The sequence below is a fragment of the Microbulbifer sp. TB1203 genome (genome assembly GCF_030997045.1).
Classification (GTDB): domain Bacteria; phylum Pseudomonadota; class Gammaproteobacteria; order Pseudomonadales; family Cellvibrionaceae; genus Microbulbifer.
In genome coordinates this window covers 3,246,643-3,272,188 of the sequence record NZ_CP116899.1, presented here as the reverse complement: position 1 = coordinate 3,272,188, position 25,546 = coordinate 3,246,643, and the positions used below count along the sequence as shown (strand labels likewise).

Genomic DNA, 25,546 nt, shown 5'->3' with positions numbered 1-25,546 from the left:
TCTATGAATCAGTTACTGCACACAGAATTCACCACCCTCCACCGCAGTTCATCGCCGCTGCTGTTGGCAAATATCTGGGATTCAGCCAGCGCGTTGCTCTGCCAGCGAGCCGGTACCCAGGCGCTGGCAACCTCCAGTGCCTCCATGGCCTGGTCCCTGGGTTACGCGGATGGCAGCGCCCTTCCTCGGGAGGAATTGTTATCCGTGGTCCGGCGCATGGTGCGCGTGGCCCGGGTACCGGTGACAGTGGATATCGAGGATGGCTACAGCGAGGAACCCCGCGAGGTGGCGGAGCTGGCTGCTGAAATCGCGCGGTGCGGTGTCGTGGGCATCAATATCGAGGATGGCGAGGGTTCTGCTGAATTACTCTCCCGCAAGATCCGCGCGATACGCAACACCCTGGGAGACCGGCCGTTGTTTATCAATGCCAGAACCGACGTCTATCTGCGCGGCCTGGCCACCGGCGAGAAGGCGGTGGCGCTTTCGATAAAGCGCTTGGCGGAGTATCGGGATGCGGGCGCCGATGGCGGTTTTGTTCCGGGGCTGGGTGCCGTGGAGCAGGTGCGCGCGGTCGCCGCCGGAGTGGATATGCCCCTCAATCTTATGATACTGCCGGGAATGGCGTCGGTAGAGGATCTGTTCGCGGCGGGTGCCAGGCGGCTCAGCGCGGGACCGGCCACTTTTCTGGCCAGCTATGCTTCGCTCGCCGAAGTCGCGCGGGGATTTCTCGAGTGCGGCGAGACTGAGCCAATGTTCGCACACAGGCTTACCTATAAGGCACTGAACCAGGCCTTTGCGGGGAAAGCCGTCCCTGGATAGGGTTGTTGGCGTTATTGCCGAAGGGGCTCAGTTGCCTGTTCCTTCGGCTTGGTCCCGTACAGTTCGCCCGCCGGGCGGTAGTTGACCCAGGAAGTCAGGATATATTTATCGCCGGACACGGGCACATTGCCGCGGTGGGTATGGGTAAAGCCGCAGGGGGAGAGGATCAGGCTGCCTTTGCGTGGTTTGATTTTGGCGCCCTGGTAGCAGAATTCTGTCTCACCGCCTTCGTCCACATCGTTGAGATAGAGAATCCAGAAAAGCACCCGGTGCAGGGATTTTTGCCCCGGGTCGCTGGGGTGCGGATAGTGCTCCGAGTGCCAGTGGTAGTAGCCTCCCTTGGCTTTCTCATAGTGCTGCAAGTTGATCTTGTCCAACTGGTAGATGCCGGAAACCAGCCGCTGCATCTGCTGTTCTCCAAGCCCGCCGATATCCCCGCTGGTCAGGTTGCGCACTTCCCGGCTGGTTTCATCGTAAAAGGAGGGGGAGAGAGCGCCGGTCAATATGTGCGGGTAGCGGCGGCAGTACTCCATCAGTCCGCGAAAAACCAAGTTGTTTACTGCGGCACATTCATCCCGCCAGGAATCCATATCGGAGATAAACAGGTCGGAACTGTTTTTCTTGCTGTGGTCCACTCCGGAGCCGGTCCGGCCCGGCTGTTTGTCTGGGGACTCGCGAAAGCGCCGGATCAAATGATCGCAGGTTTCCGCGGGTGCGATATTCTCAAACATCAGAATCAGCGAATCCATACTCTCCACTCCGAATACCAAACTGACAGAAATACCCGACAAAACGTTATCTATGGATAATGAGGCCGGATCGACGTCCACCGGCCTACTGGCCGGGTGTCGTCACCGGTTTTTTTAACCTCCGGCGAATGAAGCCGGTGGAGTTTTTGATGGCATTACTGTAACGCGAACTATGGTTTTAGGAAAATTAAATTTCTGATTTTTGGGGCTTGATTGGAATAATTTTGCGTTGCGGCCCTTGGGGCGAACAGGTGCAAGCCCGGCCGGCCCGGAAGTTTATTTGAATAATTTTGAATTTTCGGGAACCTTTTCGGGTTGCCCTGCGTGTTAACAGACCGATTGAAGATATCGGCGAGAGGAGTGATGGCTTGACCGGCCTGATGCAGATATTCCGCTGGCGCGCGGCGCCGGAGGACCGCTTTACCGCCCTGGTGCGCCCGCACATCCGCCTGATGTACCGGATGGCCTACCGCTGGACGCAAAACCAGTCGGAAGCGGAGGATCTGGTGCAGGACGTACTGGCCCGCCTGTTTCCGCGGTTGGAAGAACTGGTCGCACTGGACAAGCCGGGCCCCTGGCTGGTCAAGGTGCTCTACCACCGCTACGTGGACCTCTACCGCCGCCGGCTCAATTCGCCGGTCGACGACAGCGTTTCCTGGAGCAGCGATGACGCTTTCTTTCAGGGGCACCTTCTGGATGAGCGTAACCATTTCCATCAGCTGGAACTGAAGCGGGCCCTGAACCGGGCGCTGGAAGAGCTGGATGACGGCTGGCGCGACGTGGTGCTATTGCACGATGTGGAGGGCTATTCGGTCCTGGAAGTGGCGGAAATCCTGGAAATCAATGTGGGCACTGTGAAATCCCGCCTCCACCGTGCGAGAAAAAAACTGAAAGCGGCGCTGCAACTGGGAACCATTGAGGGCTGCCACGCGTGTTAACCGGTGGCGAGGAGATGATTATGAATTGCAATCGGGCAAAACAGGAATTGGACTTGATGCGCGAGCAGAACGACGGAAGTCTGCTGCATCATCTGCGCCAGTGTGCCAACTGCCGCGACTACGCGGAAGAACTCCGGGTGGTGCGCCTGCTGCGCGGCATGCCCGCGCCGGAACCCTCGGAGGGTTTCGAGAAACGGGTGCTGCAGTCGGTGCTTCCGCAGTCCCGGGTGGAGCCGCAGGCCCGGCTGCGCGGCTGGCAACTGGCGACCGCCGCCAGTCTGCTGCTGGCGGTAATAATGACGGTGCCCCGCTGGCAGTCGCCGCAGCCCGCCGCGCCGCAGGTCGTCTCGACGCTGCCGGTCAGCGTATCCCTCGACAGCGCCCGCCCGTTGGAGGGCGCCGTTATCCGGGTGTCGCTGCCGTCCCACTTGGCGCTGGATGGTTATCCCGGAGTTCAGGAGCTGGAGTGGCGGGCGAATTTGAACGCTGGAGGCAACCGGCTCACCCTGCCGGTGCAGTTGCAGGGCGCGGAGAGCGGCGGCGAAATACTGATTGAAGTCGAGCACGGGGGGCAGCGCAAGACGTTCCGGGTGCCGGTTCAGCCCCGGCCTTCTGGAGGTGCCGCGACGGCCCCGATGCAGAAGACCTGAACGATTTCCCATAGAAACAACATGAGGTTTCCCGGATGAAAGTGCAAAGAAGGTTGTTGGTGCTGACTCTGTTTTTCGCGGCGCAGTTAGCTGTTCCGGCACAGGCCGAGGATGAAGCCGACAGCGATGAGCTGGATGTCACCCTGACCGTGGTGGAGTCCGATGAAGACGTCGAAGATGCGGTGAACACCATCCAGCTGCCCGAGCAGGCCAGCGAAGTCGCGAAGGAGAGCGCCGCTTTTGGCCAGGCCACCGCCAACACCGCCCGCCAGCGTGCAAAAGATGACTCCGGCGAAGTAAAGGACGAGGCCAAAGAAGCTGCCGAGCAGGCAAAGGCGGCCGCCAAGAGTGCACGGGAATCTGCGCGGGAATCCGCTAAAAACGGCAATGAGGCCGCGGAGGAAGCAGTGAAGAACGGGCTCTCCGGCGGCGGTACGGAAAATATTCCAGAAGAGGTGCTGGACAATATTCCCGATGATGTAAAGGACAAGCTGCCGATCGATCTGGACTCGGTGATCGATGGCGCTGACGAGAAGGGCCGGGGAAATCTACCCGGCAGTTGATACGCGCTTCCCTAGTAGTGGCTTTGGTGGTCGGGTTCTGTGCCCGGCCATCTTTTTGTTGTTTTGAAACTGCGGAAAATTGTAATGTTGGCAAAGGCGATAAAAACGATTTCTCTATGGGGGCTGCTGAGTGCATCGCTGGTACACGCAGAGGATAATTTCAGCCGGGGGACAGCCGCCTTCAAGCACGGGGACTACCAAGAGGCCTTGGTGCAGTTCGAACTGGAGCGGCGCAAAGGCAACAGCGACGGGAAGCTGATTTACAACATCGGCATTACGCACTTCAAACTGGGGAATTACCACGAGGCCGGCTTGGCCTTCCGCCAATTGACGGAGGCTCCCCGCTGGCGGGACCTGGGGTATTTCCAGATGGCGCTGGTGGAGGAAAAGCAAGGGCGCAAGGATCGCGCTATCCGCCTCTACCGCGAGGTTGAAGCGCAGGCGGAATCGGACAAGCTGCGCCGGCTCGCCAACAAAAGGTTGGCTGCCTTGGCACCGGCGGAGCCGCGAGGGGTGAAATCCAATCCCTGGCTGGGCATAGTCAGTGCCTCTGCCGGTTACGACGACAATGTCTTTGCGCTGAGGGACGAACTGCAGCTGGATTCATCCGCGGGGGACGACGTCTATTCGGAGTTGTTTGCCTGGGGGCAGTACCGCCTTCACGGCACGACGAGCGACGGCTGGCGGTTGCAGGGGTTTGGCTACAGTCGTCGCTATCGGGAGTACAGTTCCCTGGATATCAACAGCTACAGCCTGGGCCTCTCGCGGGACCTGCAGTGGGCCGGCTGGCAGACTGAACTCGGAATTGCCGCGGAACACACCACCCTGGACGGGACACAACTCACAAACAGAGCCGGGCTGGTGGGCAGGTTGAAGCGCAGCCTCGGCGGTGCCCGGGTGACTCTCGCCTACTTGCCCTCCCACTATAGCGGGGGCGGCAACTACACCTATCTGGACGGCTGGCGCCACCGGTTCGAGGCCAAGTGGCAGCGGCCGCTGCGCTCGGCCACGGTCAGTGCCCTCTACCGGCTGGATATCGACGACCGCGCCGACCTCGAGAACGGAGGCGGCGAGTTCTACAGCTATTCACCCACGCGGCACAGCCTCGGCCTGGAGCTGGGCTGGCAGTTGCGGAGCAACTGGGTCGTGTCCGCCGGCTTCGAGTACCGGGCCAGCGAATACGGTGGCAGCAACAGCCTGACCGATACCGACGGCGTTCAGCGGCGCGAGGCGCGGGAGGCCGATCGGGTGAAGTCCTGGCTGGAATCCGAGTTGCAACTGTCGCCCCGGCTGCAACTGGCAGGAAAGGTCTCTGTCGTCGACAACGAAGAGAACTTCGACCTCTATACCCACGACAAAACCGAGGCCAGCCTGGGAGTGAGGTACATCTTCTGAGAGCCCTTTCATAACCTTGTATTTCCGAGCGCGACGGGTGGGGCGGCCCTTTGCCGGGACATGCTGTGAATACACCCCCGGCAGAAAGCTGCTCTCTACGTTTTCTGCCGCCACCCCCTATCGGTCGTCGCTCATAACCGGCCGCCCTCCTCACAAATTCGTCAAGAGCAGATTTTGACGGCGAAGGCGCACGTCAGGGCCGGTGCGAGTCATCGGGTCTCCCCACCTGGCCCCGCACTGGACCGAATTTTTGAAGACTTCAAAAGGCTCGCCCCCCAGCCTGCCATCCCCATCAAGAGATTGTGAACCGGCTCTGAATTACGGCCGGTCCCTCCAGCCGACGATCCACCGCTCCGACAACGGGCCCCGTATTCCCAATCCGGGAACCTTTGACAGCTGCCAAGCGTGTTAACCGGTATTGAGGAGGCGGGCATGGATCGCAATCAGGCAAGACGGGATCTGGAGTTGATGCGCGAGCAGAGCGGCCGCGCCCTGTTGCCCCATTCCGCCAGTGCGCTTGTCGCGAGTGCGTCGGGAGCTCAGGGTGGCACGGCAGCTCCTTCGATCCGGCGACAATGATTTAAAAATTTTTTTCCTAAGTAGAAAGTGAGGTTCAATAAAAATGAATATATTCAAGAAGACAATGGTCCTGTCGCTGTTCGTCTCCGCGCAGTTTGCTGTTCCGGCCATTGCTGACGGCGACCTGGATGTGACAGTGACCGTAGTGGAGGCCGACGGCAGTGTCGAGGACGCGGTGGAGCTGATCGAACTCCCGGAAGAGGCCAGCGACGTGGCGAAAGAGGCTTCGGCCTTCGGTCTGGCCACCGCCAATGCGGCGCGCCAGCGCGGCAAGTTCGAGAGAGACGATATAGACGAGCCGACCGAGGACGCACTGGACGACATGGACGACGCGGCGGAAGAGGCGCGCGAATCCGAAGAAGAGGCGCGGGAGGCCGCAGACGAAGCCGCCGAGAAGGCACAGGAGGCCGCTGAAGAAGCTGCCGAAGAGGCGCGGGAGGCCGCCAAAGAAGCTGCCGAAGAGGCCCGGGAGACCGCCAAAGAAGCACGGGAGGCTGCCGAAGAAGCTGCCAAAGAGGCCCAGGAAGCCGCTGACGAAGCTGCCGAGGAGGCGCAGGAGGCGGCTGAAGACGCCGCCGAGGACGCGCAGGAGTCCGCTGAAGAAGCTGCCGAAGAGGCGCAGGAAGATGCCAGCGAAGCAGCCGAAGATGCCATGGAAGATGCCGAAGAGGCAGCTTCAGCTGGCTGATACCGGAAGCAGAGACCGCGAATATCGCAGTATGAATGGCCGGGCGGTTGCGCTCGGTCATTTTTGTATTTGGGGTAGCCTCCCGGGGGAATTGATCAACTTGCAAGCAGCGGGGGGAGTGCATAGAATACGCCGCCCGCAATGTGCCCCTCAAAAGGCCCGTTGTTCTCCTTGCCTCACCGGATTGTCCGGGAGGCTGTTTAACCCGTAAGGAGCAAAAATGCGTCATTACGAAATTGTATTCCTGGTCCATCCCGACCAGAGCGAGCAGGTGCCCGGTATGGTGGAGCGCTACAGCGCGACCATCAAGGACAGCGGTGGACAGGTCCATCGCCTGGAAGACTGGGGCCGCCGCCGTCTGGCCTATCCGATCAACAAGATCCACAAAGCCCACTACATCCTGATGAACGTCGAGTGCACGGAAGAGGCTCTGGAAGAGCTGACTACCAACTTCCGCTACAACGACGCCGTGCTGCGCAACCTGGTGATGCGCGAAGATGAGGCCATCACCGAAGAAAGCCCGATCATGAAGGCGGAGAAAGAGAGCCGCGAGCGCAAGGCCGCACGAGCGGAGCGTGGCGAGCGTAGCGAACGCCGCGAGCGCACCGAGCAGGAAGAAGACAGGTCTTCCTCCGATGAAGAGGAAGAAGAGTCTTCCGATACCGCTGAAGACGAAGAGTAAGGGGATTATCAGATGGCACGTTTTTTCCGTCGTCGCAAGTTCTGCCGTTTTACCGCCGAAGGCGTCAAGCGTATCGATTACAAGGATCTCGATACCCTGAAAGCCTACGTTTCCGAAACCGGCAAGATTGTTCCGAGCCGTATCACCGGCACCAAAGCCAAGTATCAGCGCCAGTTGGCCACCGCGGTCAAGCGCGCCCGCTACCTGGCCCTGCTGCCGTACACGGACAGCCACGAGGCCTAAGCCGGAAACCTAGGTTTCTGTGCTTAGACGCTTTACAAGAGAAGCTATCTAGACGTGCGCGCCCTGGCCGAATTCATCATGCGCGGGCGCGTGCGCGCGGTGCTCATCACTATGGTGGGCATACCGCTGATCAGCCCGGCGGCGCTGGCCCTGGTGAGCCTGCGTCGCGGCGGCAGCGACGGCCTGATGGTTCTGGCCTGGGCCCTGCTGCCGGTGATTGCCGCGGGCCTGAGCGGCTATATGATGTCGCCGCTGATGATCGGCCTCACCGCCAGTCATCTCGCCGCAGTCTTCTGCGGCGCGATGCTGTTGCGCGGCACCCGCTCCTGGGGTGCGGCGCTGGTGGGGGCCACCGCGGTGGCGGCAGCGGGAATTCTGCTCACCGCCCACTTCAGTGGCGGTCTGCTGCAGAGCCTGCTGGAAGCCGCGGAGACCTCCGGCGGCGGCCAGGCGGAGCAGTTGCGCCAGGTATTCGACAGTGAGATGTTGCTTACTGGCTATGTGGCTTGGTTCTCTGCCATGTATGCCACTCTGGCCCTGGTGCTGGGCCGCTGGTGGCAGGCACTGCTGTACAACCCCGGCGGCTTTCGCCAGGAGTTTCACCAGTTGCGCATGCCCCTGCCGCTGGCGGCTGCGGGAATGCTGCTGTGGGTCTTCGGCCTGGTGAGCGAGGGCCTGGTGTTCTGGGGTGCTGTGGTCGCCTTCCCGATGGTGGTGGCCGGCATCGGCCTGATCCACTGGCTGGTGGCAAGGCGCGGCTGGGGCAGGGGGCCACTGGTGGCCCTGTACGTGATGCTGGTGATCGCGGCGCTGCCGCTGGCCGGCTTCCTTTGTGGGCTGGCGCTGATAGATAGCTGGATAGATATTCGCGGACGCGCCGCCAAATAGGCGGTCCCGCACAAAATTGAAATTGAGGAAACCGAGATGGAAGTTATTCTGCTCGATAAAGTCGGCAAACTGGGCAACGTGGGTGACCGCGTTGAAGTGAAGGCCGGTTTCGGCCGCAACTACCTGCTGCCCACCGGTAAGGCCGTGGCGGCCACCGAAACCAATATCGCCGAGTTCGAAGCCAGGCGCGCCGAACTGGAAGCGGCCGCTGCGGCCAAGATCGGCGGAGCCGAGGGCCGCGCCGCCCAGCTGGCAGACCTGTCTGTAACCCTCACCGCCAACGCCGGTGACGAAGGCAAGCTGTTCGGTTCTATCGGCACCCGTGATATCGCCGAGGCGATCACCGCCGCAGGCGTGGAAGTGACCAAGGCTGAAGTCAAGCTGCCGGAGGGCGCGCTGCGCGAAGTGGGCGAGTACGAAGTCGACGTACAGCTGCACGCGGACGTGATCGCCACCGTCAAGGTCATCATCGAAGCCGAGTAAGCGGGCTCTGCCTGTTTCCCTTGGCGCGACTGACTCGCCACGTCCCTGTGGCTCGCCCGCTTCGCGGGCAGCCTTCGGCTGTCCAAATTCGCTCCGGGCGAATTTGTCGCGCTACAATCGGGCGCTGATTCCCCCGCGGATTCAGCGCCCGCTTTGTTTCTGGTAACCAGCAAATCCCTATGCACGACGAGTACGCCGTCCCCGAAGATGAACTACAGACCGAGGAATCCTCGCCGCTGCCTCACTCCGTAGAGGCGGAACAGTCGGTGCTGGGCGGGCTGATGCTGGATTCCAGCCGCCTGGACAGCGTCGCCGAACAGCTGGGGGAGCAGGATTTCTTCGTTGCCAGGCACCGGGTGATCTTCTCGGTGATGGTGCAGCTGGCAAACGGCGAGCAGCCACTGGATATCGTCACCCTGGCGGAGGCGCTGGCCAGCCGCGACCTGCTGGCGGAGGTGGGCGGGCCCGCCTACCTGGCGGAACTGGCCGAGAATACGCCCTCCGCGGCCAATATCGTCGCCTACGCCAAAATCGTGCGCGAGCGTTCCATGCTGCGCCAGCTGATCGCCGCCGCCGGCGAGATCAGCCGCACCAGCTTCAAGCCCGGCGGCCTGGCCTCCAGCGACCTGCTGCAGATGGCCGAGCGCCGAGTGGCAGAGATCGCCGAGGGGCGCGCCAAGGAGGGGGGCTTTGTCGGCGTCGATGCGCTGCTCAAGAAGACCGTCGAGCGCATCGACGAACTGTTCAAATCCGAGGGGGACATCACCGGCCTGGGCACCGGCCTCACCGAGCTGGACCAGCGCACATCCGGCTGGCAGCCGGGGGAGCTGATCATTCTCGCCGCGCGCCCCTCCATGGGCAAGACCGCGTTGGCGCTCAACTTCGTGGAAACCGCGATGCTGTCCCAGGAGCGCCCGACCCTGGTGTTCAGCATGGAGATGCCCTCGGACAGCCTGGTAATGCGTATGCTGTCCTCCATCGGCCGCATCGACCAGGGCCGCATCCGCAACGGCAAGCTGCAGGAAGAGGACTGGCCCAAGCTCTCCAGCGCGGTGCAGAAGATGAAGGGCAAGGCCCTGTACATCGACGACACTCCGGCTCTGACCCCCAGCGAAGTGCGCGCGCGCACCAAGCGCACGGTGCGCGACCACACCAACCGGCTGATGCAGGCGGACAGCAAGCTCAGCCGCGAGGAGGCCGAGCGCAAAAGCATGCCCGCGATGATCATGGTGGACTACCTGCAGCTGATGCAGGTGGCCGGCAGCACCGAGGGCCGCACCCAGGAGATCTCCGAGATCTCGCGGTCTTTGAAGGCCCTGGCAAAGGAGTACGATTGCCCGGTAATCGCCCTGTCCCAGCTCAACCGCGGTGTGGAGCAGCGCCCCAACAAGCGGCCGATGAACTCCGACCTGCGGGAATCCGGAGCCATCGAGCAGGATGCGGACGTGATCCTGTTTATCTACCGCGATGAGTACTACAACGAAGACAGCCCGGACAAGGGCATGGCTGAGCTGATCATCGGCAAGCAGCGGAACGGCGAGATCGGCACCTGCCGCGCCGCCTTTGTGGGCAAGTACACCCGCTTCGACAACCTGGCGCCGGAGTACTACCAGGGAGACTAATGCCCTCTAGATACGCTGTTTAAAATTAAGTACTCGTCATACCGGCGCACGCCGGTATCCAGTTCAGTGGCACCTAGGCCTACGCCGGAAGGACGACAGTGCGCTGTAGGGGCGGACCTTTGCTGGCATGGACAGGGACGAATACAAGGTTCACCCCTAAGGGAGCTTCGAATTGCTGTCTGAGGAAATCATTCGCGCGCTGGTGATCGAGCGCCAGCATATCCACAAACCCTGGCCCGGCGACCTGCCGGCGCTGATCCGCCATCTGGGCGCACTGCAGCTGGATGCCATCCAGGTGATCGCCCGCGCCCACCACCACCAGCTCTACAATCGCCTGTCGCGCTACCGCGAGAGCCAGCTACAAACAGCGGAGCGGCGTCGGGAGATTTTCGAGTACTGGTCCCACGCCGCCGCCTACCTGCCCATGGAGCACTACCGCTATGCGCGGGTGCGCATGGACCGCGTTCGCGAGGGGCAGCGGCACTGGTTTGAGAAAAACGCCAAACTGTGCCGCCACGTGCTGGACCGGGTGCGCGCTGAGGGCGCGCTCAAGGCCAGTGACTTCGTAAAGGGGAAGGGCGGTTGGTGGGAGTGGTCCGATGAAAAGAAAGCCCTGGAGCAGCTGTTTCACGAGGGCGAACTGATGGTGAGCCACCGGGACGGTTTCCAGAAAGTCTTCGACCTGCCGGAGCGCCTGCTGCCCTCCCATATCGCCACCGATACCGCCAGCGACGCCGACTACGGCCGCCACCTGGTGCGCACTTTCCTGCGCTGTCAGGGCGTGGGCCGGCCGGAGGAGATCGCTTACCTGCGCCGCCACGACAAGCCGCTGGTCAAGCGCGCGATCGATGCCATGCTGAAAAGCGGGGAACTGATGCCGCTGGGGAAGGAGCTGATACTGGCGGAGGACGGGCGGCCGACTCCGGCCAGGCCGGCGCGCCGGGTGCGCCTGCTGTCCCCCTTCGATCCGTTGGTATTGCAGCGCAAGCGACTTAAGAGGCTGTTCGATTTCGACTACCAGCTGGAGTGCTACCTGCCGGCACACAAGCGGCGCTATGGCTATTTCTGCCTGCCGATTCTGTACGGGGATAAATTTGCCGGCGTGGCGGATTTGAAGGCGGACCGGGAGGTCGGCCTGTTGCGGATCAAATCCCTGCACTGGAAGGCGGACCCGGGGGCGACGTTGAAGGCCGGTTTTACCCGTGCCCTGGCGGGCTTTGCCCGTTTCCACGGCCTGGAGGCCCAGGCCCTGTAGGGTGCGCCGCGCGCACCGCGAACAAAAGGGGCTGTGCCCCTGATTCTAGGCCACCTTGTTCGCCAGTTCGCTCTTGATCAGCTCAAGCGCCTCTATCTGCATTGTGTCCGAGGCCTTGCGCGCGGCCCGCACATTGCCCTGGTCGATGGCGTCGTAGAGCCGCTTGTGGTTCTTGTAGCTGGCCGTTTCCACTCCTTTGATGCGGTTGGTGAAGCGGATGCTCACCCGCAGCGCCGTCTCGATAAAGCTGGAGAGCTGCATATAGAAGGGATTGTTGGTGGCCTTGAGTATGCTGATATGGAAGGCGATGTCCGCGTCCACCGAATCACCGAGCCCCTCTTCTGCGTCTTTCATCCGCCGTAAGGCTGCGCCGATTGCGGCGATCTTGGGCCTGTCCTGGTCTTCCGCCGCCAGCGCGGCCGCTTCCTGTTCGATGGCCACCCGCAGTTGCAGGAACTCCTTGAGCATTTCCAGGGTGGGTTGGCCGCGCAGTATCCAGCCGAGTACATCCGGGTCGAACATGTTCCAGGTCTCCCGCGGCTGCACGCGGATGCCCTGGCGCGGACGCGAGCTGATCAGCCCCTTGGCGGTGAGCATCTTGATCGCCTCGCGGGTGGCGCTGCGGCTGATGCCGAACTCTTCACACAGGTGAGCCTCGGAGGGCAGGCCCTCGCCGACCTTGTAGCGGCCGCTGGCGATGGCCGCCCCGAGGGTGTGCACCAGTTGCTGGGTCAGGTTGCGCCCGTTCTGTTCTCTATCCATCTTATACGTCGGTCCGTGGAGTGAATATTCGTATGATAAATCTACACAAAGGCCACGGCTACCCCCGGTACGATAGTTCGAGTCTAGCTGTCGGTGTTCGGAGGAGTGGTGGGGTGATTTGGCGATGATATCACGATATTTCGCCATCGTTTCGAAGATGATACTGGAATCAGGTGAGAAATCTCTGCCCGGCAGGTTCCCGCCTCCGGGCCACGGCATTCGCCAGTGGCCGGAGGCGTCCCTCTCTACACCCGGCCGCCGTCGATCACCAGGGACTGGCCGGTGATCATCCTCGACGCCTGGGAGGCGAGGAAGAGTGCCGAATTTGCGCAATCCTCCTCGGAAATGGTGTCTTTCAGGCACTGTTGGTCGAGGCACTCCTGCAATGCCTCCGGGGTCACCCACAGCTCCTTCTGCCGCTCGGTCATCACCCAGCCGGGAATCAGGGCGTTAACACGGATATTGTCCGGCCCCAGTTCCCGCGCCAGTGCCTTGGTGAGGCCGATGATCGCCGCCTTGGCGGTGACGTAGGCCGGGTAACCGCTCAGTCCCAGCAGGGAGGAGTTGGAGCCCACGTTGATGATGCTGCCCTGTCCCTTCCTGCGCATACCCGCCGCTACCGCCTGGGCGGTAAAGAAGTGGGGGCGCAGGTTGGTGTTGATGGACTGGTCCCAGTCCTCGGGGGTGAATTCGTCGAGGGTGTGGCGGGTGTCGCGGGCGGCGTTGTTGATCAGTACGTCGATGGGCCCTATCTCCTGTACCGCCTCCGCCACGCAGGCCTTGAGGTGGTCCACATCGGAGATATCGCAGCTCCGATAGAAGGGCCGCACACCCGACTGGGCTTCTATGTCGTCGCAGAGGCGCTCGGCCTTGTCCGCGTCCAGGGACACAAAGGCGACCCGCGCCCCCTGGGCGACAAAGGCGCGTACAAAGGCGGCGCCTATACCGGAGCCGCCGCCGGTGATAAAGACCGAGGTGTCTTTGAGATCGAAATAGGTCGTTACTGCCATCGCTGTGCTTTCCCCCTGTATGGCCTTCCCTTTATGATTTTATCCATATTTATATGATAAATTGATGGTAAGGGCCTGCCAAGCGGTTTCTGTCCGTTTCCAACAACATAAAGCAGGGCAACCTCCAGACGACTTCCGTTATCGGAGGGTGGGGGAGGGTGGTTAAACCGATCGCGGCCAGCGGCCGCTCCTACAGTAGGAGCAGACGCCGGCCGCGATCAGTGGCGATGAAAGCCGTGTTCTCTCAGATCCTCACCACCACGTAGACTTCCCTGCCATCCCGCTGGGTCGGGAGGAAGTAGTCGCTGCCGTAGCGGTAGTACTGCACCCCGTTGACGATCTCCGCGGTGTAGCCGGGGGGTAGGGTCTCCACCACTTCTCCGGGGGAATAGTCGGAAGAGGTGCTGGCCACGGTCACCGGCGGCGGGACCACCACATAGCCGCGGCTGGCTGGATGCCATTGGTAGTAGGCATCTGCGTACTGGTAGTAGGTGGCGCCACCGATCTCCAGCCGCACTGTACTGGCCGGCAGCGACATCACCGAGGCACCCAGGGGGGCGGAAACCACCACGTAGCCCGCCGGTGCCGGCCGGTAGAAATAGCCACTGTGGTAGTAATAGGGGCGGCCGCCCACTGCCAGGCTCATGTAGCCGAAAGGCAGGATCGGCGCGCTGAAGCCGATGGATACCCGCGGTCCACGGTAACGGTGGCCATACCTGTAACGGTGGTCGTGCCTGTAGTGGTGGTGATGGCCGTAGCCGTGGCGCTGGTGGCCGGGTGTTCGCGCGTCGGCGGGTGGGGTGAAGGCGAATGCCCCCAGCGCCACGATTGCCGCGGCGCCGATCAGAGTTTTTAACGTTTTCACAGCCTTTCCTGCTAAGTAATCACTTACATCGTTTAAATATTAACCCCTTTCGGGGTGGGAGCGCCACGCCTGCGCGTTAAGAAATGTCAAACGGACGCCGGCCGGGTGGTCGCCGGAGTGTATCCGCGGACCACAGGGTCATCGATGTACTCGAGAGGTCTGTGTAGGAGCGGTCGTTGGCCGCGATCGGTGTATGCTGCGAGACGAGGCTGATCGGATCGCGGACAGTGGCCGCTCCCACAACCGCGTCAGCGATTGCGCTGCACGATTCCCATCAGCTTGTACAGCAGTTGCGCGGCGGCAAAGTCGTAGGCGTGGAAGCCCTCGATAGGGGCGAATTCCAGCAGGTCGAAGCCGATAATCTCCCGCTGCCTGGCCACCGATTCGAACAGGTTGAGGGTCTGGTACCAGCCCAGGCCGCCGGGCACCGGAGTGCCGGTGGAGGGGAACACCGACGGATCTATGCCGTCGACGTCCAGGGTGAAGAACACCTTCCTGGGGAAGTCCTCCGGCAGCTCGAATTCCTGCACGTTGGTGGGCACCAGTTGGTGGGCGTCCAGGTAGTGCACGCCGTACTTGTCGCGCGCGCCCATCTCCTCCTCGCAGTAGGCGCGGATACCCAACTGGAACAGCGGAATGCCGGCCTCAACCACCAGGCGCATCACACTGGCGTGGCTGTGCTTTTCACCCTCGTAGCAGTCGCGCAGGTCCGCGTGGGCGTCTATCTGCACCACGCCGAAGTCCTCTACACCCGCGTCCAGGTAACCCTTGATCACGCCCCAGGTCACCGAGTGCTCGCCGCCGATGCCCACCGGCATTTTGCCCAGCTCGAGAATCTTGCGGGTGGCCGCGGCGATATTGTCCATTACCTGCTCGGGCTTGCCGGAGACATCCACCGCATTGCGGGTATAGATGCCCAGTTCGCAGGGGGAAGAGAAGTTGTCGAAGGTCTCCAGTTGCTGCGAGGCTTCGACAATCGCGGCGGGGCCCCGCCCGGTGCCACCGCCGTAGGACACGGTGGCCTCGTAGGGAATCGGCAGGATATGGAACAGAGCCTCTTCCGGCTTCGGTTGCTCTATCTCGGAGCCTAGGAAAATCGGGTAGCCTTTTTCTGCAAGCATGGTTGTTCACCCTGTAGGGAGAGGCCGCTCCTACAGCAGATGGAAAGTTAGGAGAGGCGGTCCTTGAAATCCCCGTAGCCGAACTCTTTGATAATTTTCAGCTCGTCGGTTTTCGAATTCCACAGCGCGATCGCCGGCAGCGGAATGCCGTTGAAGGTATTGGTCTTGACCATGGTGTAGTAGGCCATTTCCTCGAACACCAGGCGGTCGCCGACTTTCAGCGGATCGGCGAAGCTGTACTCGCCGATGCTGTCGCCGGCCAGGCAGCTCTGGCCGCCCAGGCGGTAGTCGTGGGGCAGTTCGCCGGGGCGGGCGGCGCCGGTGATTTCCGGGCGATAGGGCATTTCCAGCACGTCGGGCATATGGCAGGTGGCGGAGGTGTCGAGGATCGCCTGGTTGCGGCCGTTCCAGGTGAGATCCACCACTTCGCCCACCAGTACGCCGGCGAACAGCGAAATCGCCTCGCCGGGTTCCAGGTAAACCTGCACCTTATGTTTGTCGGCAAAAGTGCGCACCGCGTTTACCAGTTCGTCGACCTGGTAGTCACAGCGGGTGATATGGTGGCCGCCGCCGAAATTGATCCATTCCATCTGCGGGATCAGGTCTTTGAATTTGTCCTCCACCGCGGCGATGGTGCGCTCCAGTGGTTTGAAGTCCTGCTCGCACAGGGTGTGGAAGTGCAGGCCGCTGATGCCGTGGAGATCCTCGCCGTCGAACAGTGAGCGCACTATGCCAAGGCGCGAGCAGGGCGCGCAGGGATCGTAGAGGTCTGTGTGTCCCTCGGAGTGTTCCGGATTGATGCGCAGGCCGAAACGCAGTTCCGGCCTTTCGTTCTGCATTTCCAGGCACAGATCTTTGTAGCGCTTCCACTGGGAAAAGGAATTGAAAATCACATGGTGGGCGAATTGCAGGATTTCCCGCAGTTCGCTTTCCTTGTAGCCGGCGCTGAATACATGCACTTCTTTGCCGAGGTCGCGGCCACCGTACTCCTCGAAACCCAGTTTCGCTTCGAACAGGCCGGAGGCGGCAGTGCCGGACAGGTACTCGGCAACGATGGGGCCCACGCTGAACATGGAGAAGGCTTTCAACGCCGCGAGCACCTTGGCGCCGCTGCGTTCCTGCACATCCGCCAGGACTTCCAGGTTGTCGCGCAGCGCTCTTTCGTCGACGACGAAACAGGGAGACGGCACGCGGCTGGGGTCGAAACTGCCGAAGTAGTCTATTCGAGGGGTCAGGTCCATAGGCTGATAATTGTGTTTTGCGTGATTCAGGCTCAGTAGCAGCCGGATACCGGCTTGCCGGGGTGACGACGGTTTTCCGGAGTCGTCACACCGGCGAAAGCCGGTGTCTGGAAACTATCGGATTATTGGAACGGCTTGTCCAGCCAGGTCTCCTGCCATGGCAGGCCGTACTGGTTGAGGTCGGCCATAAACGGGTCCGGATCCAGCTGCTCCATGTTCCACACGCCGGGCTTCATCCATTTGCCTTCCAGCATCATCTTGGCGCCAATCATCGCCGGCACGCCGGTGGTGTAGGAGATGGCCTGGGACTGCACTTCCTTGTAGCACTCCTGATGGTCGCAGATATTGTAGACGTAATAGATTTTTTCTTGCCCATCCTTGGTGCCGCGGATGATATTGCCGATGCAGGTTTTGCCCTTGGTCAGGGGGCCCAGGCTGGCCGGGTCGGGGAGCAGCGCTTTCAGGAACTGGATCGGAGCGATTTCCTGGCCCTGGAATTCGATCGGTTCGATGCTGGTCATGCCGACGTTCTGCAGCACTTCCAGATGTTTCAAATAGTTGGGCGAGAAAGTCATCCAGAAACGTGCGCGCTCGATTTCCGGCAAGTGCTTGCTGAGGGATTCCAGTTCCTCGTGGTAGAGGAGATAAATATCTTTTTCGCCGATGCCTTCCGGGAAGTCGAAAACCCGCTTTTCTTCCATCGGCTTGGTGGTGACCCACTCGCCGTTTTCCCAGTAGCGGCCGTTGGCGGTGATCTCGCGGATATTGATCTCGGGATTGAAGTTGGTGGCAAACGGCAGGCCGTGGTCGCCGGCGTTGCAATCGAGAATATCCAGGGTCTTGATGCGGTCGAAGTGGTGCTTCTTCGCGTAGGCGGTGAACACGCTGGTCACGCCCGGGTCGAAGCCGCTGCCGAGCAGCGCCATCAAGCCGGCTTTCTCGAATTTTTCGTGGTAGGCCCACTGCCACTTGTATTCGAACTTGGCTTCTTCCGGCGGCTCGTAGTTGGCGGTGTCCAGGTAGTGCACGCCGGTTTCCAGGCAGGCGTCCATGATGTGCAGGTCCTGATAGGGCAGGGCCACGTTGATCACCATATCCGGCTTGACCTTCTCGATCAGTGCCACCATTTCGCCCACGTGGTCCGCGTCCACCTGCGCGGTGTCGATCTTGCGCGGCAGCATCTCGGCGATCTTGTCGCACTTGCTCTTGGTGCGGCTGGCCAGGGTGATCTTCTCGAATACCTCCGGTACCTGCGCGCACTTGTGCGCGACCACCTGGCCGACGCCGCCGGCGCCGATAATCAGTACATTGGCCATAAAATCTCCGTATTTTGCAATTCTGTTTTCAGTACGCGCGGATCCTGTAGGAGCGGCCCATGGCCGCGATTGAACTTTCCGGGTGCACCGGACTTCGATCGCGGCCATGGGCCGCTCCTACAGCACAATCTTGCGAGTTCCGCGTCCTGCTTATTTCTCGAAATAGGTATAGCCGCTCATACTAGCGGTATAAGTGTGCAAAATCTGCTTGCGCTGTTGCGGGGTGATCTTGCCGTCCTTCACCGCGCGCTCGGCGAGCTTGCGGAAGCGCTCGAACAGGTCCTGCGGCCGGTACTCCACGTAGCTGAGCACGTCGGCGATGCTGTCGCCGTGAATTTCCCGACTGTAGTCGAAAGTGCCGTCGTCGTGGATGCGCACGCTGACCACGTTGGTGTCGCCGAACAGGTTGTGCAGGTCGCCCAGGGTCTCCTGGTAGGCGCCCACCAGGAAGGCGCCGAGAATGTAGTCCTCGTCGTCTATCAGAGGGTGCAGCGGCAGGGTCCGATGCTCCTCCTGGCGGCCGATAAAACGGTCTATCTTGCCGTCGCAGTCGCAGGTGATGTCGGCGATGATCGCCGAGCGGGTGGGCGCTTCGCCGTGGCGGTGGATCGGCAGCACCGGGAATACCTGGTCGATGGCCCACATGTCCGGCAGTGATTGGAAGACACTGACGTTTGCGTAGTAGATGTCCGACAGCACTTCCGGCAGCGCCTGCAGATCCACGGGTACTTCCTCCGCCTCGTCGAGCAGCGCGCGGATTTTCTGCGCGCCCTGCAGGAACAGGTTTTCCGCGTTCGCACGTTCGCGCAGGCTGACCTGGCCGTGCAGGTAGAGGGCGCGGACCTCGTCCCGGTAGTAGAGGGTGTCGTTGTAGCTCTCCTGCAGGTTTTTTGCGCTGACACTGCTGACCGCGTCCTGCAGGTTACGCAGCATCGGGTGATCGTCCTCGTTGATTTTGGTGTGTTCCAGCTCCACCGGCTCGAAGCGGGTGGTGTCGAGGATGTCGAACAGCAGGACCGAGGAGTAGGCCACGGTGGCGCGGCCGGATTCGGTGATGATCACCGGGTGGGCCACTTCCTCGCTGTCCAGCGTGCCCATGATGGCTTCCACCACATCCACGCAGTACTCGTCCAGGGAGTAGTTCTTGGAGTGGGTGTAGTTGGTCTTGGAGCCGTCGTAGTCCACCGCCAGGCCGCCGCCCAGGTCGAGGTAGCCCATGGCCGCGCCCTCTTCCACCAGATCGGCGTAGTAGCGGCAGGCCTCCAGTACCCCGGTGCGGATATCGCGGATATTCGGCACCTGGGACCCCAGGTGGTAGTGCAGCAGCTTGAGGCAGTCGAGCATGTCGTGGCGGCGCAGCTGGTCCACCATCGCGATCAGATCGTTGCTGCCCAGGCCGAAGATGCTGCGGTCGCCGCTGGTGGCGTTCCAGTAACCACCCACCTTGGAGGCGAGTTTGACGCGCGCCCCTATGTTGGGGCGTACCTGCTCCCGCTCCGCGCAGCGGATGATGGTTTCCACTTCCGAGGGGGTTTCCACCACAAAGAAAATCTGCACGCCCAGGCGCTGGGCCTGCAGGCCCAGGTTGATGAATTCCTCGTCCTTGTAGCCGTTGCAGATAATCAGCGATTCGGTGTTGTCGAGAATTGACAGCGCGGCGATCAGCTCCGCCTTGCTGCCCGCCTCCAGGCCGTGGCCGAAGCGGCGCCCTGCGCTGGCAATCTCCTCGATCACCTGGCACTGCTGGTTCACCTTGATCGGGAAGACGCCGCGAAACACATTGCGGTAGCCGCAGTCGGCGATGGCGCGGGCGAAGGATTCGTTGATGCGGGCGATCTGTGCGTCCAGCAGGTTCTCGATGCGCAGCAGCAGCGGCATGCCCAGGCCGCGGTCGGTGGCGCCGCGGGCGATGTCTACCAGAGAGACGGCGCGGGTTTCACCGCTTGTGGTCTCTACCTGCACGGTCACTTCGCCACTCTTGTCCAGGTCGAAATAGCCGGCGCCCCAGTTGCGGATTCCATAGAGTTCGGCGGAGTCTTCGCAGGTCCAGTCCTGTACTTGTCGCTGTTTCATGGCGCCTGTTTGGTTGGAGTGTTTCGGGGCGCGAATCTTGGGCCCAGAAAGGGCGGAAAGCAATAACTATAGATAAGAAAAACGCTGTTTTTTAGCAGGTAAAATTAAATTTTTGTTCAGTTTTTGCTGGTTGGGAGAGGTGCAGGTCAAGTGTAGGAGTAATCCCCGCCAGTGCAAGCGACGGGCTGGGCGCCACAATCCGATTCCCACAAAAAAGGCGGCCACAGGGGCCGCCGGCAACAGGGGTGAAAACTCAGTAGAAGCCCGGGTTCCTTACTACCCGGTAGCCCCGGTGGCGACCATCCCAAAGGTAGTAGGTGTCGTAGGCCACGTAGTAGTTATGGCCGCCGAACGCCAGGGTCACCGCGGAGGCGGGCAGGCTGTACACTATGGCGCCGACCGGCGGTTGTGCGACCACATAGCCATGCTGGTGGGGACGGTAAAAGATGCCGTCGCTGTAATAGAAGCCCAGTCCGCCGAAGCTGATGCGTACAAAGTTGCGCGGCAGGCGGTTCCAGCGGTAGCCGTAGCCGTAGTGGCGCGGGCGCCAGTGGTGGCGGTGCCTGTAGCCGTGCTTGTAGTGATGGCGATCGCCGTAGTGATGCCTTCTGTCGCGGTGTCCCCAGTCTCTGTCGCGGCGGCCCCAGTCCCTATCGTGGTGTCTCCGGCCTTTGTCGTGATGTCTCCGGTCCTTGTCGTGGTGCCTCCGGTCCTTGTCGTGGTGCCTCCGGTCTTTGTCGTGGTGCCTTCGGTCTTTGTCGTGGTGCCTCCGGCCCTTGTCGTGATGTCCCCGACCCCGGTCGTGATGTCCCCGGCCTCGGTCGTGCCCGCGATTTTCGCGGTAGGCTGGGCCGGCGGCGTGGGACAGTTTGCGTTCCGGACCCTTGTGACCGAAGCGGTCGTCGCGGTCCGCCGCCAAGGCCGGGCCCGCCAACAGCAGGCCGGCAATGGCGGCAACGGTGGCCAGTTTGCTCAGGGGGTTTTTCATGGCGCTCTCTCCAGTGCCGTTGAACGGCATCTCGTGATACTGGCGGCTAGTTTGTCCCCGGCGGACTGAATCTTTCCTGAACCGGATGAAATTTTTTTTTGCTATGATGCCGCGCTCATCCACCCACAGCGCTAGAGATCGCGATGCAAGTGTTTCACCATGTGGCCAGCCTGCGCGGGGCGCTGGCGGAGGCCCGCGCCGCCGGCAAGACGATCGGCTTGGTGCCCACCATGGGCAACCTGCACGACGCCCATATCGAGCTGGTCAAAACCGCTCGGCAGCATTGTGACCAGGTAGTCGTATCCATCTTCGTAAACCGGCTGCAGTTCGGCCTAAACGAGGACTGGGACAAGTACCCGCGCACCCTGGAACAGGATACCGCGCGGCTGCGCGAGGCGGATTGCGACTTCCTGTTCCATCCGGAGGAGAGCGAGATCTACCCGAACGGGATGGACCAGCAGACCCGGGTGATCTGCCCAGCGATGACCGACGTACTCTGCGGTGCCAGCCGCCCCGGCCACTTCGAGGGTGTGACCACGGTGGTGGCCAAACTGTTCAATATCGTGCAGCCCCAAAAGGCGATATTCGGTATCAAGGATTTCCAACAACTGGCGGTGATCCGGCGGATGGTGGAAGACCTGTGCATTCCGGTGGAGATCATCGCCGCGCCGGTACACCGGGAGGCGGATGGCCTGGCCATGAGTTCGCGCAACGGCTATATCACCCCGCAGGAGCGCCCGCGGGTGGCGGTGCTCAACCAGTCGCTGAACTGGGCCAGGGAGCAGATAGAGAGCGGCTGCCACGATTTCTCCGACCTGGAGGCGGAGGCGAAGAAGCGAATCGAGCAGGCGGGTTTCCGCGTGGACTATTTTTCCATCTGCAACAGCCGGACTCTGGAGCCCGCCGCGGACGACGACGGAGAGATCACCGTGCTCGGCGCCATCTATACCAGCGCCGCGCGGTTGATCGACAACGTATCCCTGCAACTTTAATGGGGGTGAAAATGCAAATCGAGTTGCTGAAGTGCAAACTGCATATGGCCGCCGTCACTCAGGCGGAGCTCTGGTATGACGGTTCCTGTGCCATCGATCAGGATCTGGTGGAGCTGGCCGGCCTGCGCGAATTCGAGAAGATCGATATCTACAACGTGAGCAACGGCGAGCGCTTCCACACCTATGTGATTCTCGCCGAGCGCGGCTCCGGCACCATCTCCATGAACGGCGCCGCCGCGCGCCGGGTGCAGGTGGGCGACCGCATCATCATCGCGTCCTATGCGCAGATGAGCGAGCAGGAGGCCGACAGCTTCAAACCGAAACTGGTCTACCTGGACGAAAGCAATCGGGTGGAGCGCAGTACCAATACCATCCCCGTGCAGTTGGCCGAAGCCTGATTCTCCTTGCAGGAGCCTTGCCGCCATGCCCGTCGGTTTTATTTCCAGTCCCGCCTGCGCCGGTCACGATATGGGTGCAGGGCACCCGGAGCGCCCGGCGCGCCTCGATGCGATTCGCGATCAACTGCTCTCCAGTGGCATCGATGTAGCCTTGCGTCACTTCGACGCGCCGGCGGCCAGCCGCGCGCAACTGGAGCTGGTACACGATCCGGATTATGTCCAATCCATCTTTGCGCGCGCGCCCAAGGAGGGCATCGAACAGCTGGACCCGGACACCTGCATGAATCCGGCTTCGCTGGACGCCGCGCTACACGCCGCCGGCGCGGTGGTGTCGGCGGTGGACCGGGTGATGACCGGGGAGATACCCTCCGCCTTCTGTGCCGTCCGCCCACCGGGCCATCATGCCGAGCGGGACAGGGCCATGGGTTTCTGCCTGTTCAATAATATTGCTATCGGTGCGGCCTGGGCGCGCGAGCGATACGGCCTGGAGCGAGTCGCCATCGTCGATTTCGACGTGCATCACGGCAACGGCACCGAAGATTTTGTGAAAGGGCGGGAGGGCTACCTGCTCTGTTCCAGCTTCCAGCATCCCTACTACCCGTTTTCCGGCACAGGCGAGCTGCCGGACAATGTGATCAATACACCGCTGGAGGCCGGCGCCGGAGGGGCCGGGCTGCGTCGCGCCGTCGAGGATACCTGGCTGCCGGCCCTGGAGAATTTCCGGCCACAGATGCTGTTCGTGTCGGCCGGCTTCGACGGCCACCGGGAAGACGACATGGCCCAGTTGCGCTTCGTTGAAGACGATTACCGCTGGGTTACGGAAACGATCAAAAAGATCGCCGATCGCCATGCGGGGGGGCGTATCGTATCCGCACTGGAAGGTGGCTATGCATTGAGCGCGCTCGGCCGCAGCGTCGTCGCCCATCTTCAGGGCCTGATCGGCAGATAGCCGTCAATTGCTCTCCCCGGGTAGAAGTTGCTTCATAACGTAGCGAGCGGGTGGCTGGTGGCGGCCGCCGGAGCGGAGGCACCGGAATGTACACGTAGTACCTGAGGATGCCGACCGGGCTGGCGCACCAGCACCGCCGGACGCCGCCAGGCGCCCGCGCAGTAGTTATGAAGCGGCTTCTATGAAAGCCCCTTGCCATCGGGCTATTATGAAGGGAAACATCTGAATAATAAGGGAGAAAGTGATGTCCGATGTGCATACCCGCCCCGTACCCGCAGAATTCGCCGATAGAGCACATATCAGTGCCGAAGACTACGAGAAAATGTACCGCGAGTCGGTCGAAAGTCCGGAGGCTTTCTGGTCTCAACAGGCCAAGGATTTCCTGCAGTGGGAGAAGCCGTTCACCAAGGTCTGCGAGGAAGACCTGAAGCGCGGCCATGCCGCCTGGTTCGCCGATGGCCAACTCAACGTCACCGTCAACTGCATCGACCGCCACCTGCCCAATCGCGCGGCGCAAACCGCGATTATCTGGGAGGGCGACGATCCCGCCGACAGCCAGACCATCACCTATCGCCAGTTGCATGAAAACGTCTGCCGTCTCGCCAATCTGCTCAAATCCCGCGGAGTAAAAAAGAGCGATCGCGTGTGCATCTATATGCCGATGATTCCCGAGGCCGCCTACGCCATGCTCGCCTGTGCGCGCATCGGCGCGGTGCATTCGGTGGTGTTCGGCGGCTTCTCCCCCGACTCGCTGAAAGACCGTATCCTGGACTCCGACTGCCGCCTGGTGATCACCGCCGACGAGGGCGTGCGCGGCGGCAAAAAAGTTCCGCTCAAGGCGAATGTGGACAAGGCCCTCGCCCACTGCCCCGACGTACACACCGCCATCGTGGTCAAGCGCACCGGCGCCAATATCGATTGGAACAGCGAGCGCGATATCTGGTATGCCGAATCCGTAGCGGAGATGGAAGCCGACTGCGCACCGGAGTCGATGAACGCGGAAGACCCGCTGTTTATCCTCTACACCTCCGGCTCCACCGGCAAACCCAAAGGGGTGTTGCACACCACCGCCGGCTACCTGCTGATGACCGCCATGACCTTCAAGTACGTCTTCGACTACAAAGAGGGCGACGTCTTCTGGTGCACCGCCGACGTGGGCTGGGTCACCGGCCACAGCTATATCGTCTACGGGCCTCTATGCGCGGGGGCTATCACCCTGATGTTTGAGGGCGTGCCCACCTATCCGGACGCCTCCCGCTGTTGGCAGGTGGTGGACAAGCACAAGGTCAATATCTTCTACACCGCCCCCACCGCCATCCGCGCTTTAATGGGAGCCGGCGATGAATTCGTCACCAAAACCGACCGCAGCTCGCTGAAACTGCTCGGCACCGTGGGCGAGCCGATCAATCCGGAGGCCTGGGAGTGGTACTACAAGGTGGTCGGCGATGAGCGCTGTCCCATCGTCGACACCTGGTGGCAGACCGAGACCGGCGCCCACCTGATCACCCCGCTGCCCGGTGCAACCGAACTCAAACCCGGCTCCGCCGCAGTTCCCTTCTTCGGCGTGCAGCCGGCACTGCTGGATGAAAAGGGCAAAGAGATCGAGGGCGAAGGCGAGGGCGCGTTGGTGATGAAATCCAGCTGGCCCAGCATGATCCGCAGCGTCTACGGCGATCACCAGCGCATGGTGGACACCTACTTCTCCAGTTTTCCCGGCTACTACTTCACCGGCGACGGCGCCCGCCGCGATGCCGACGGCTACTACTGGATCACCGGCCGCATCGACGACGTGCTCAACGTCTCCGGCCACCGCCTGGGCACCGCGGAGATCGAGAGCGCCATAGTCCTGCACGACGACACCGCCGAGGCCGCGGTGGTGGGCTACCCCCACGATATCAAGGGCCAGGGGATTTACTGCTACGTTACCCTAAAGGCGGGCCACGAGCCGAGCGACGAATTGCGCAAGGAACTGATCGACCTCTGCGTCAAGGAAATCGGCCCCATCGCCAAACCGGATGTCATCCAGTGGGCGCCGGGACTGCCCAAGACCCGCTCCGGCAAGATCATGCGCCGCATCCTGCGCAAGATTGCCGGCAATGAGCTGGACAACCTCGGCGACACCTCCACGCTGGCGGATCCGTCGGTGGTGGACGAGTTGATTGAGCACAGGGCCAATCGCTGATCACCGCCTTCGGAGAGGCCGGGCAATGCCCGGCCTTGTGGTTTGCGTGGGGCGGGGAAGGTCGCTAAAGTTGGGAGGTAGCACCAACGAGGTTG

25 protein-coding genes and 1 other RNA gene are annotated in these 25,546 nt (G+C 61.7%); 16 read left to right on the top strand and 10 right to left on the bottom strand.

Features of this window, described 5'->3' with window-relative positions; genetic code table 11:
- The first annotated feature begins 3 nt into the window (after positions 1-3).
- Positions 4-819, top strand: a complete 816-nt coding sequence (locus PP263_RS13780) for an isocitrate lyase/phosphoenolpyruvate mutase family protein (protein ID WP_308364132.1) — start codon at positions 4-6, stop codon at positions 817-819.
- 11 nt (positions 820-830) lie between these two features.
- Here PP263_RS13780 and PP263_RS13775 read toward each other — a convergent pair whose 3' ends face one another.
- On the bottom strand, positions 831-1,568 hold the full coding sequence (locus PP263_RS13775) for a 2OG-Fe(II) oxygenase (protein WP_308364131.1): 738 nt from the start codon (positions 1,566-1,568) through the stop codon (positions 831-833).
- A gap of 368 nt (positions 1,569-1,936) precedes the next feature.
- Here PP263_RS13775 and PP263_RS13770 point away from each other — a divergent pair, with 368 nt between their 5' ends.
- From PP263_RS13770 to PP263_RS13720, 11 genes are all read left to right on the top strand, one after another.
- Entirely contained in the window at positions 1,937-2,506 is a 570-nt protein-coding gene (locus PP263_RS13770) for an RNA polymerase sigma factor (protein ID WP_308364129.1), read from the top strand.
- A gap of 20 nt (positions 2,507-2,526) precedes the next feature.
- A complete protein-coding gene (locus tag PP263_RS13765) occupies positions 2,527-3,156 on the top strand; it encodes a hypothetical protein (protein WP_308364128.1) in 630 nt (209 codons plus the stop codon).
- Between the two features lie 35 nt (positions 3,157-3,191).
- The gene (locus PP263_RS13760) at positions 3,192-3,719 is read left to right on the top strand and encodes a hypothetical protein (protein WP_308364126.1); all 528 of its coding nucleotides are present in this window, start codon (positions 3,192-3,194) and stop codon (positions 3,717-3,719) included.
- Between the two features lie 84 nt (positions 3,720-3,803).
- Complete coding sequence (locus tag PP263_RS13755) at positions 3,804-5,114, top strand: tetratricopeptide repeat protein (RefSeq protein ID WP_308364125.1); 1,311 nt, start codon at positions 3,804-3,806, stop codon at positions 5,112-5,114.
- Between the two features lie 622 nt (positions 5,115-5,736).
- A complete protein-coding gene (locus PP263_RS13750) occupies positions 5,737-6,381 on the top strand; it encodes a hypothetical protein (RefSeq protein WP_308364124.1) in 645 nt (214 codons plus the stop codon).
- 220 nt (positions 6,382-6,601) lie between these two features.
- Positions 6,602-7,063: a 30S ribosomal protein S6 gene (gene rpsF / locus PP263_RS13745; protein ID WP_308364123.1), complete on the top strand. Its 462-nt coding sequence runs from the start codon at positions 6,602-6,604 to the stop codon at positions 7,061-7,063.
- 12 nt (positions 7,064-7,075) lie between these two features.
- Positions 7,076-7,306 carry a 30S ribosomal protein S18 gene (gene rpsR / locus PP263_RS13740; RefSeq protein WP_067084304.1) on the top strand — a complete coding sequence of 77 codons (231 nt, stop codon included), beginning with the start codon at positions 7,076-7,078 and terminating at the stop codon, positions 7,304-7,306.
- Between the two features lie 54 nt (positions 7,307-7,360).
- Positions 7,361-8,194 carry a hypothetical protein gene (locus PP263_RS13735; RefSeq protein ID WP_308364122.1) on the top strand — a complete coding sequence of 278 codons (834 nt, stop codon included), beginning with the start codon at positions 7,361-7,363 and terminating at the stop codon, positions 8,192-8,194.
- Between the two features lie 36 nt (positions 8,195-8,230).
- Positions 8,231-8,677, top strand: coding sequence for a 50S ribosomal protein L9 (gene rplI / locus PP263_RS13730; protein ID WP_308364120.1), 447 nt, complete (start codon positions 8,231-8,233; stop codon positions 8,675-8,677).
- A gap of 179 nt (positions 8,678-8,856) precedes the next feature.
- Complete coding sequence (gene dnaB, locus PP263_RS13725; protein ID WP_308364119.1) at positions 8,857-10,299, top strand: replicative DNA helicase; 1,443 nt, start codon at positions 8,857-8,859, stop codon at positions 10,297-10,299.
- A gap of 172 nt (positions 10,300-10,471) precedes the next feature.
- Positions 10,472-11,554, top strand: coding sequence for a DNA glycosylase AlkZ-like family protein (locus tag PP263_RS13720; RefSeq protein WP_308364118.1), 1,083 nt, complete (start codon positions 10,472-10,474; stop codon positions 11,552-11,554).
- Between the two features lie 45 nt (positions 11,555-11,599).
- On the opposite strand, the gene PP263_RS13715 is transcribed toward PP263_RS13720, so the two are convergent.
- From PP263_RS13715 to PP263_RS13680, 8 genes are all read right to left on the bottom strand, one after another.
- Positions 11,600-12,316 (bottom strand): FadR/GntR family transcriptional regulator, encoded by a 717-nt coding sequence (locus PP263_RS13715; RefSeq protein ID WP_183463834.1) that lies wholly within the window; start codon positions 12,314-12,316, stop codon positions 11,600-11,602.
- Between the two features lie 245 nt (positions 12,317-12,561).
- Positions 12,562-13,326: an SDR family oxidoreductase gene (locus PP263_RS13710; RefSeq protein ID WP_308364117.1), complete on the bottom strand. Its 765-nt coding sequence runs from the start codon at positions 13,324-13,326 to the stop codon at positions 12,562-12,564.
- A gap of 244 nt (positions 13,327-13,570) precedes the next feature.
- A complete protein-coding gene (locus tag PP263_RS13705; RefSeq protein WP_308364116.1) occupies positions 13,571-14,191 on the bottom strand; it encodes a DUF6515 family protein in 621 nt (206 codons plus the stop codon).
- A 248-nt stretch (positions 14,192-14,439) separates the two neighbouring features.
- Complete coding sequence (gene speB / locus PP263_RS13700) at positions 14,440-15,312, bottom strand: agmatinase (RefSeq protein ID WP_308364115.1); 873 nt, start codon at positions 15,310-15,312, stop codon at positions 14,440-14,442.
- A 47-nt stretch (positions 15,313-15,359) separates the two neighbouring features.
- The gene (gene nspC / locus PP263_RS13695; RefSeq protein WP_308364114.1) at positions 15,360-16,553 is read right to left on the bottom strand and encodes a carboxynorspermidine decarboxylase; all 1,194 of its coding nucleotides are present in this window, start codon (positions 16,551-16,553) and stop codon (positions 15,360-15,362) included.
- Positions 16,554-16,675: 122 nt separating this feature from the next.
- Positions 16,676-17,869, bottom strand: coding sequence for a saccharopine dehydrogenase family protein (locus PP263_RS13690; RefSeq protein WP_308364113.1), 1,194 nt, complete (start codon positions 17,867-17,869; stop codon positions 16,676-16,678).
- Positions 17,870-18,019: 150 nt separating this feature from the next.
- A complete protein-coding gene (gene speA, locus PP263_RS13685; RefSeq protein ID WP_308364111.1) occupies positions 18,020-19,942 on the bottom strand; it encodes a biosynthetic arginine decarboxylase in 1,923 nt (640 codons plus the stop codon).
- A 253-nt stretch (positions 19,943-20,195) separates the two neighbouring features.
- A complete protein-coding gene (locus PP263_RS13680; protein WP_308364109.1) occupies positions 20,196-20,930 on the bottom strand; it encodes a DUF6515 family protein in 735 nt (244 codons plus the stop codon).
- Between the two features lie 143 nt (positions 20,931-21,073).
- Here PP263_RS13680 and panC point away from each other — a divergent pair, with 143 nt between their 5' ends.
- From panC to PP263_RS13665, 3 genes are read left to right on the top strand one after another with little or no spacing between them, the layout of a single operon-like run.
- Positions 21,074-21,922: a pantoate--beta-alanine ligase gene (gene panC, locus PP263_RS13675; protein WP_308364108.1), complete on the top strand. Its 849-nt coding sequence runs from the start codon at positions 21,074-21,076 to the stop codon at positions 21,920-21,922.
- Between the two features lie 11 nt (positions 21,923-21,933).
- On the top strand, positions 21,934-22,320 hold the full coding sequence (panD, locus tag PP263_RS13670; protein WP_183462159.1) for an aspartate 1-decarboxylase: 387 nt from the start codon (positions 21,934-21,936) through the stop codon (positions 22,318-22,320).
- 25 nt (positions 22,321-22,345) lie between these two features.
- Complete coding sequence (locus PP263_RS13665) at positions 22,346-23,269, top strand: histone deacetylase family protein (protein WP_308364106.1); 924 nt, start codon at positions 22,346-22,348, stop codon at positions 23,267-23,269.
- 28 nt (positions 23,270-23,297) lie between these two features.
- Here PP263_RS13665 and PP263_RS13660 read toward each other — a convergent pair.
- Positions 23,298-23,372: non-coding RNA, sX9 sRNA (locus PP263_RS13660), on the bottom strand.
- A gap of 141 nt (positions 23,373-23,513) precedes the next feature.
- Here PP263_RS13660 and acs point away from each other — a divergent pair.
- The gene (gene acs / locus PP263_RS13655) at positions 23,514-25,451 is read left to right on the top strand and encodes an acetate--CoA ligase (protein WP_308364105.1); all 1,938 of its coding nucleotides are present in this window, start codon (positions 23,514-23,516) and stop codon (positions 25,449-25,451) included.
- Positions 25,452-25,546 lie beyond the last annotated feature (95 nt).

Bases quoted from the DNA above. Each gene is read 5' to 3' on its own strand.
- PP263_RS13690 (WP_308364113.1), bottom strand. From the start codon at position 17,869: ATGGCCAATGTACTGATTATCGGCGCCGGCGGCGTCGGCCAGGTGGTC.
- rpsF (WP_308364123.1), top strand. From the start codon at position 6,602: ATGCGTCATTACGAAATTGTATTCCTGGTCCATCCCGACCAGAGCGAG.
- PP263_RS13715 (WP_183463834.1), bottom strand. From the start codon at position 12,316: ATGGATAGAGAACAGAACGGGCGCAACCTGACCCAGCAACTGGTGCAC.
- speB (WP_308364115.1), bottom strand. From the start codon at position 15,312: ATGCTTGCAGAAAAAGGCTACCCGATTTTCCTAGGCTCCGAGATAGAG.
- panD (WP_183462159.1), top strand. From the start codon at position 21,934: ATGCAAATCGAGTTGCTGAAGTGCAAACTGCATATGGCCGCCGTCACT.
- PP263_RS13750 (WP_308364124.1), top strand. From the start codon at position 5,737: ATGAATATATTCAAGAAGACAATGGTCCTGTCGCTGTTCGTCTCCGCG.
- rpsR (WP_067084304.1), top strand. From the start codon at position 7,076: ATGGCACGTTTTTTCCGTCGTCGCAAGTTCTGCCGTTTTACCGCCGAA.
- PP263_RS13760 (WP_308364126.1), top strand. From the start codon at position 3,192: ATGAAAGTGCAAAGAAGGTTGTTGGTGCTGACTCTGTTTTTCGCGGCG.
- PP263_RS13765 (WP_308364128.1), top strand. From the start codon at position 2,527: ATGAATTGCAATCGGGCAAAACAGGAATTGGACTTGATGCGCGAGCAG.
- dnaB (WP_308364119.1), top strand. From the start codon at position 8,857: ATGCACGACGAGTACGCCGTCCCCGAAGATGAACTACAGACCGAGGAA.
- rplI (WP_308364120.1), top strand. From the start codon at position 8,231: ATGGAAGTTATTCTGCTCGATAAAGTCGGCAAACTGGGCAACGTGGGT.
- PP263_RS13775 (WP_308364131.1), bottom strand. From the start codon at position 1,568: ATGGATTCGCTGATTCTGATGTTTGAGAATATCGCACCCGCGGAAACC.
- PP263_RS13710 (WP_308364117.1), bottom strand. From the start codon at position 13,326: ATGGCAGTAACGACCTATTTCGATCTCAAAGACACCTCGGTCTTTATC.
- panC (WP_308364108.1), top strand. From the start codon at position 21,074: ATGCAAGTGTTTCACCATGTGGCCAGCCTGCGCGGGGCGCTGGCGGAG.
- acs (WP_308364105.1), top strand. From the start codon at position 23,514: ATGTCCGATGTGCATACCCGCCCCGTACCCGCAGAATTCGCCGATAGA.
- PP263_RS13755 (WP_308364125.1), top strand. From the start codon at position 3,804: ATGTTGGCAAAGGCGATAAAAACGATTTCTCTATGGGGGCTGCTGAGT.
- nspC (WP_308364114.1), bottom strand. From the start codon at position 16,553: ATGGACCTGACCCCTCGAATAGACTACTTCGGCAGTTTCGACCCCAGC.
- PP263_RS13665 (WP_308364106.1), top strand. From the start codon at position 22,346: ATGCCCGTCGGTTTTATTTCCAGTCCCGCCTGCGCCGGTCACGATATG.
- PP263_RS13780 (WP_308364132.1), top strand. From the start codon at position 4: ATGAATCAGTTACTGCACACAGAATTCACCACCCTCCACCGCAGTTCA.
- PP263_RS13680 (WP_308364109.1), bottom strand. From the start codon at position 20,930: ATGAAAAACCCCCTGAGCAAACTGGCCACCGTTGCCGCCATTGCCGGC.
- speA (WP_308364111.1), bottom strand. From the start codon at position 19,942: ATGAAACAGCGACAAGTACAGGACTGGACCTGCGAAGACTCCGCCGAA.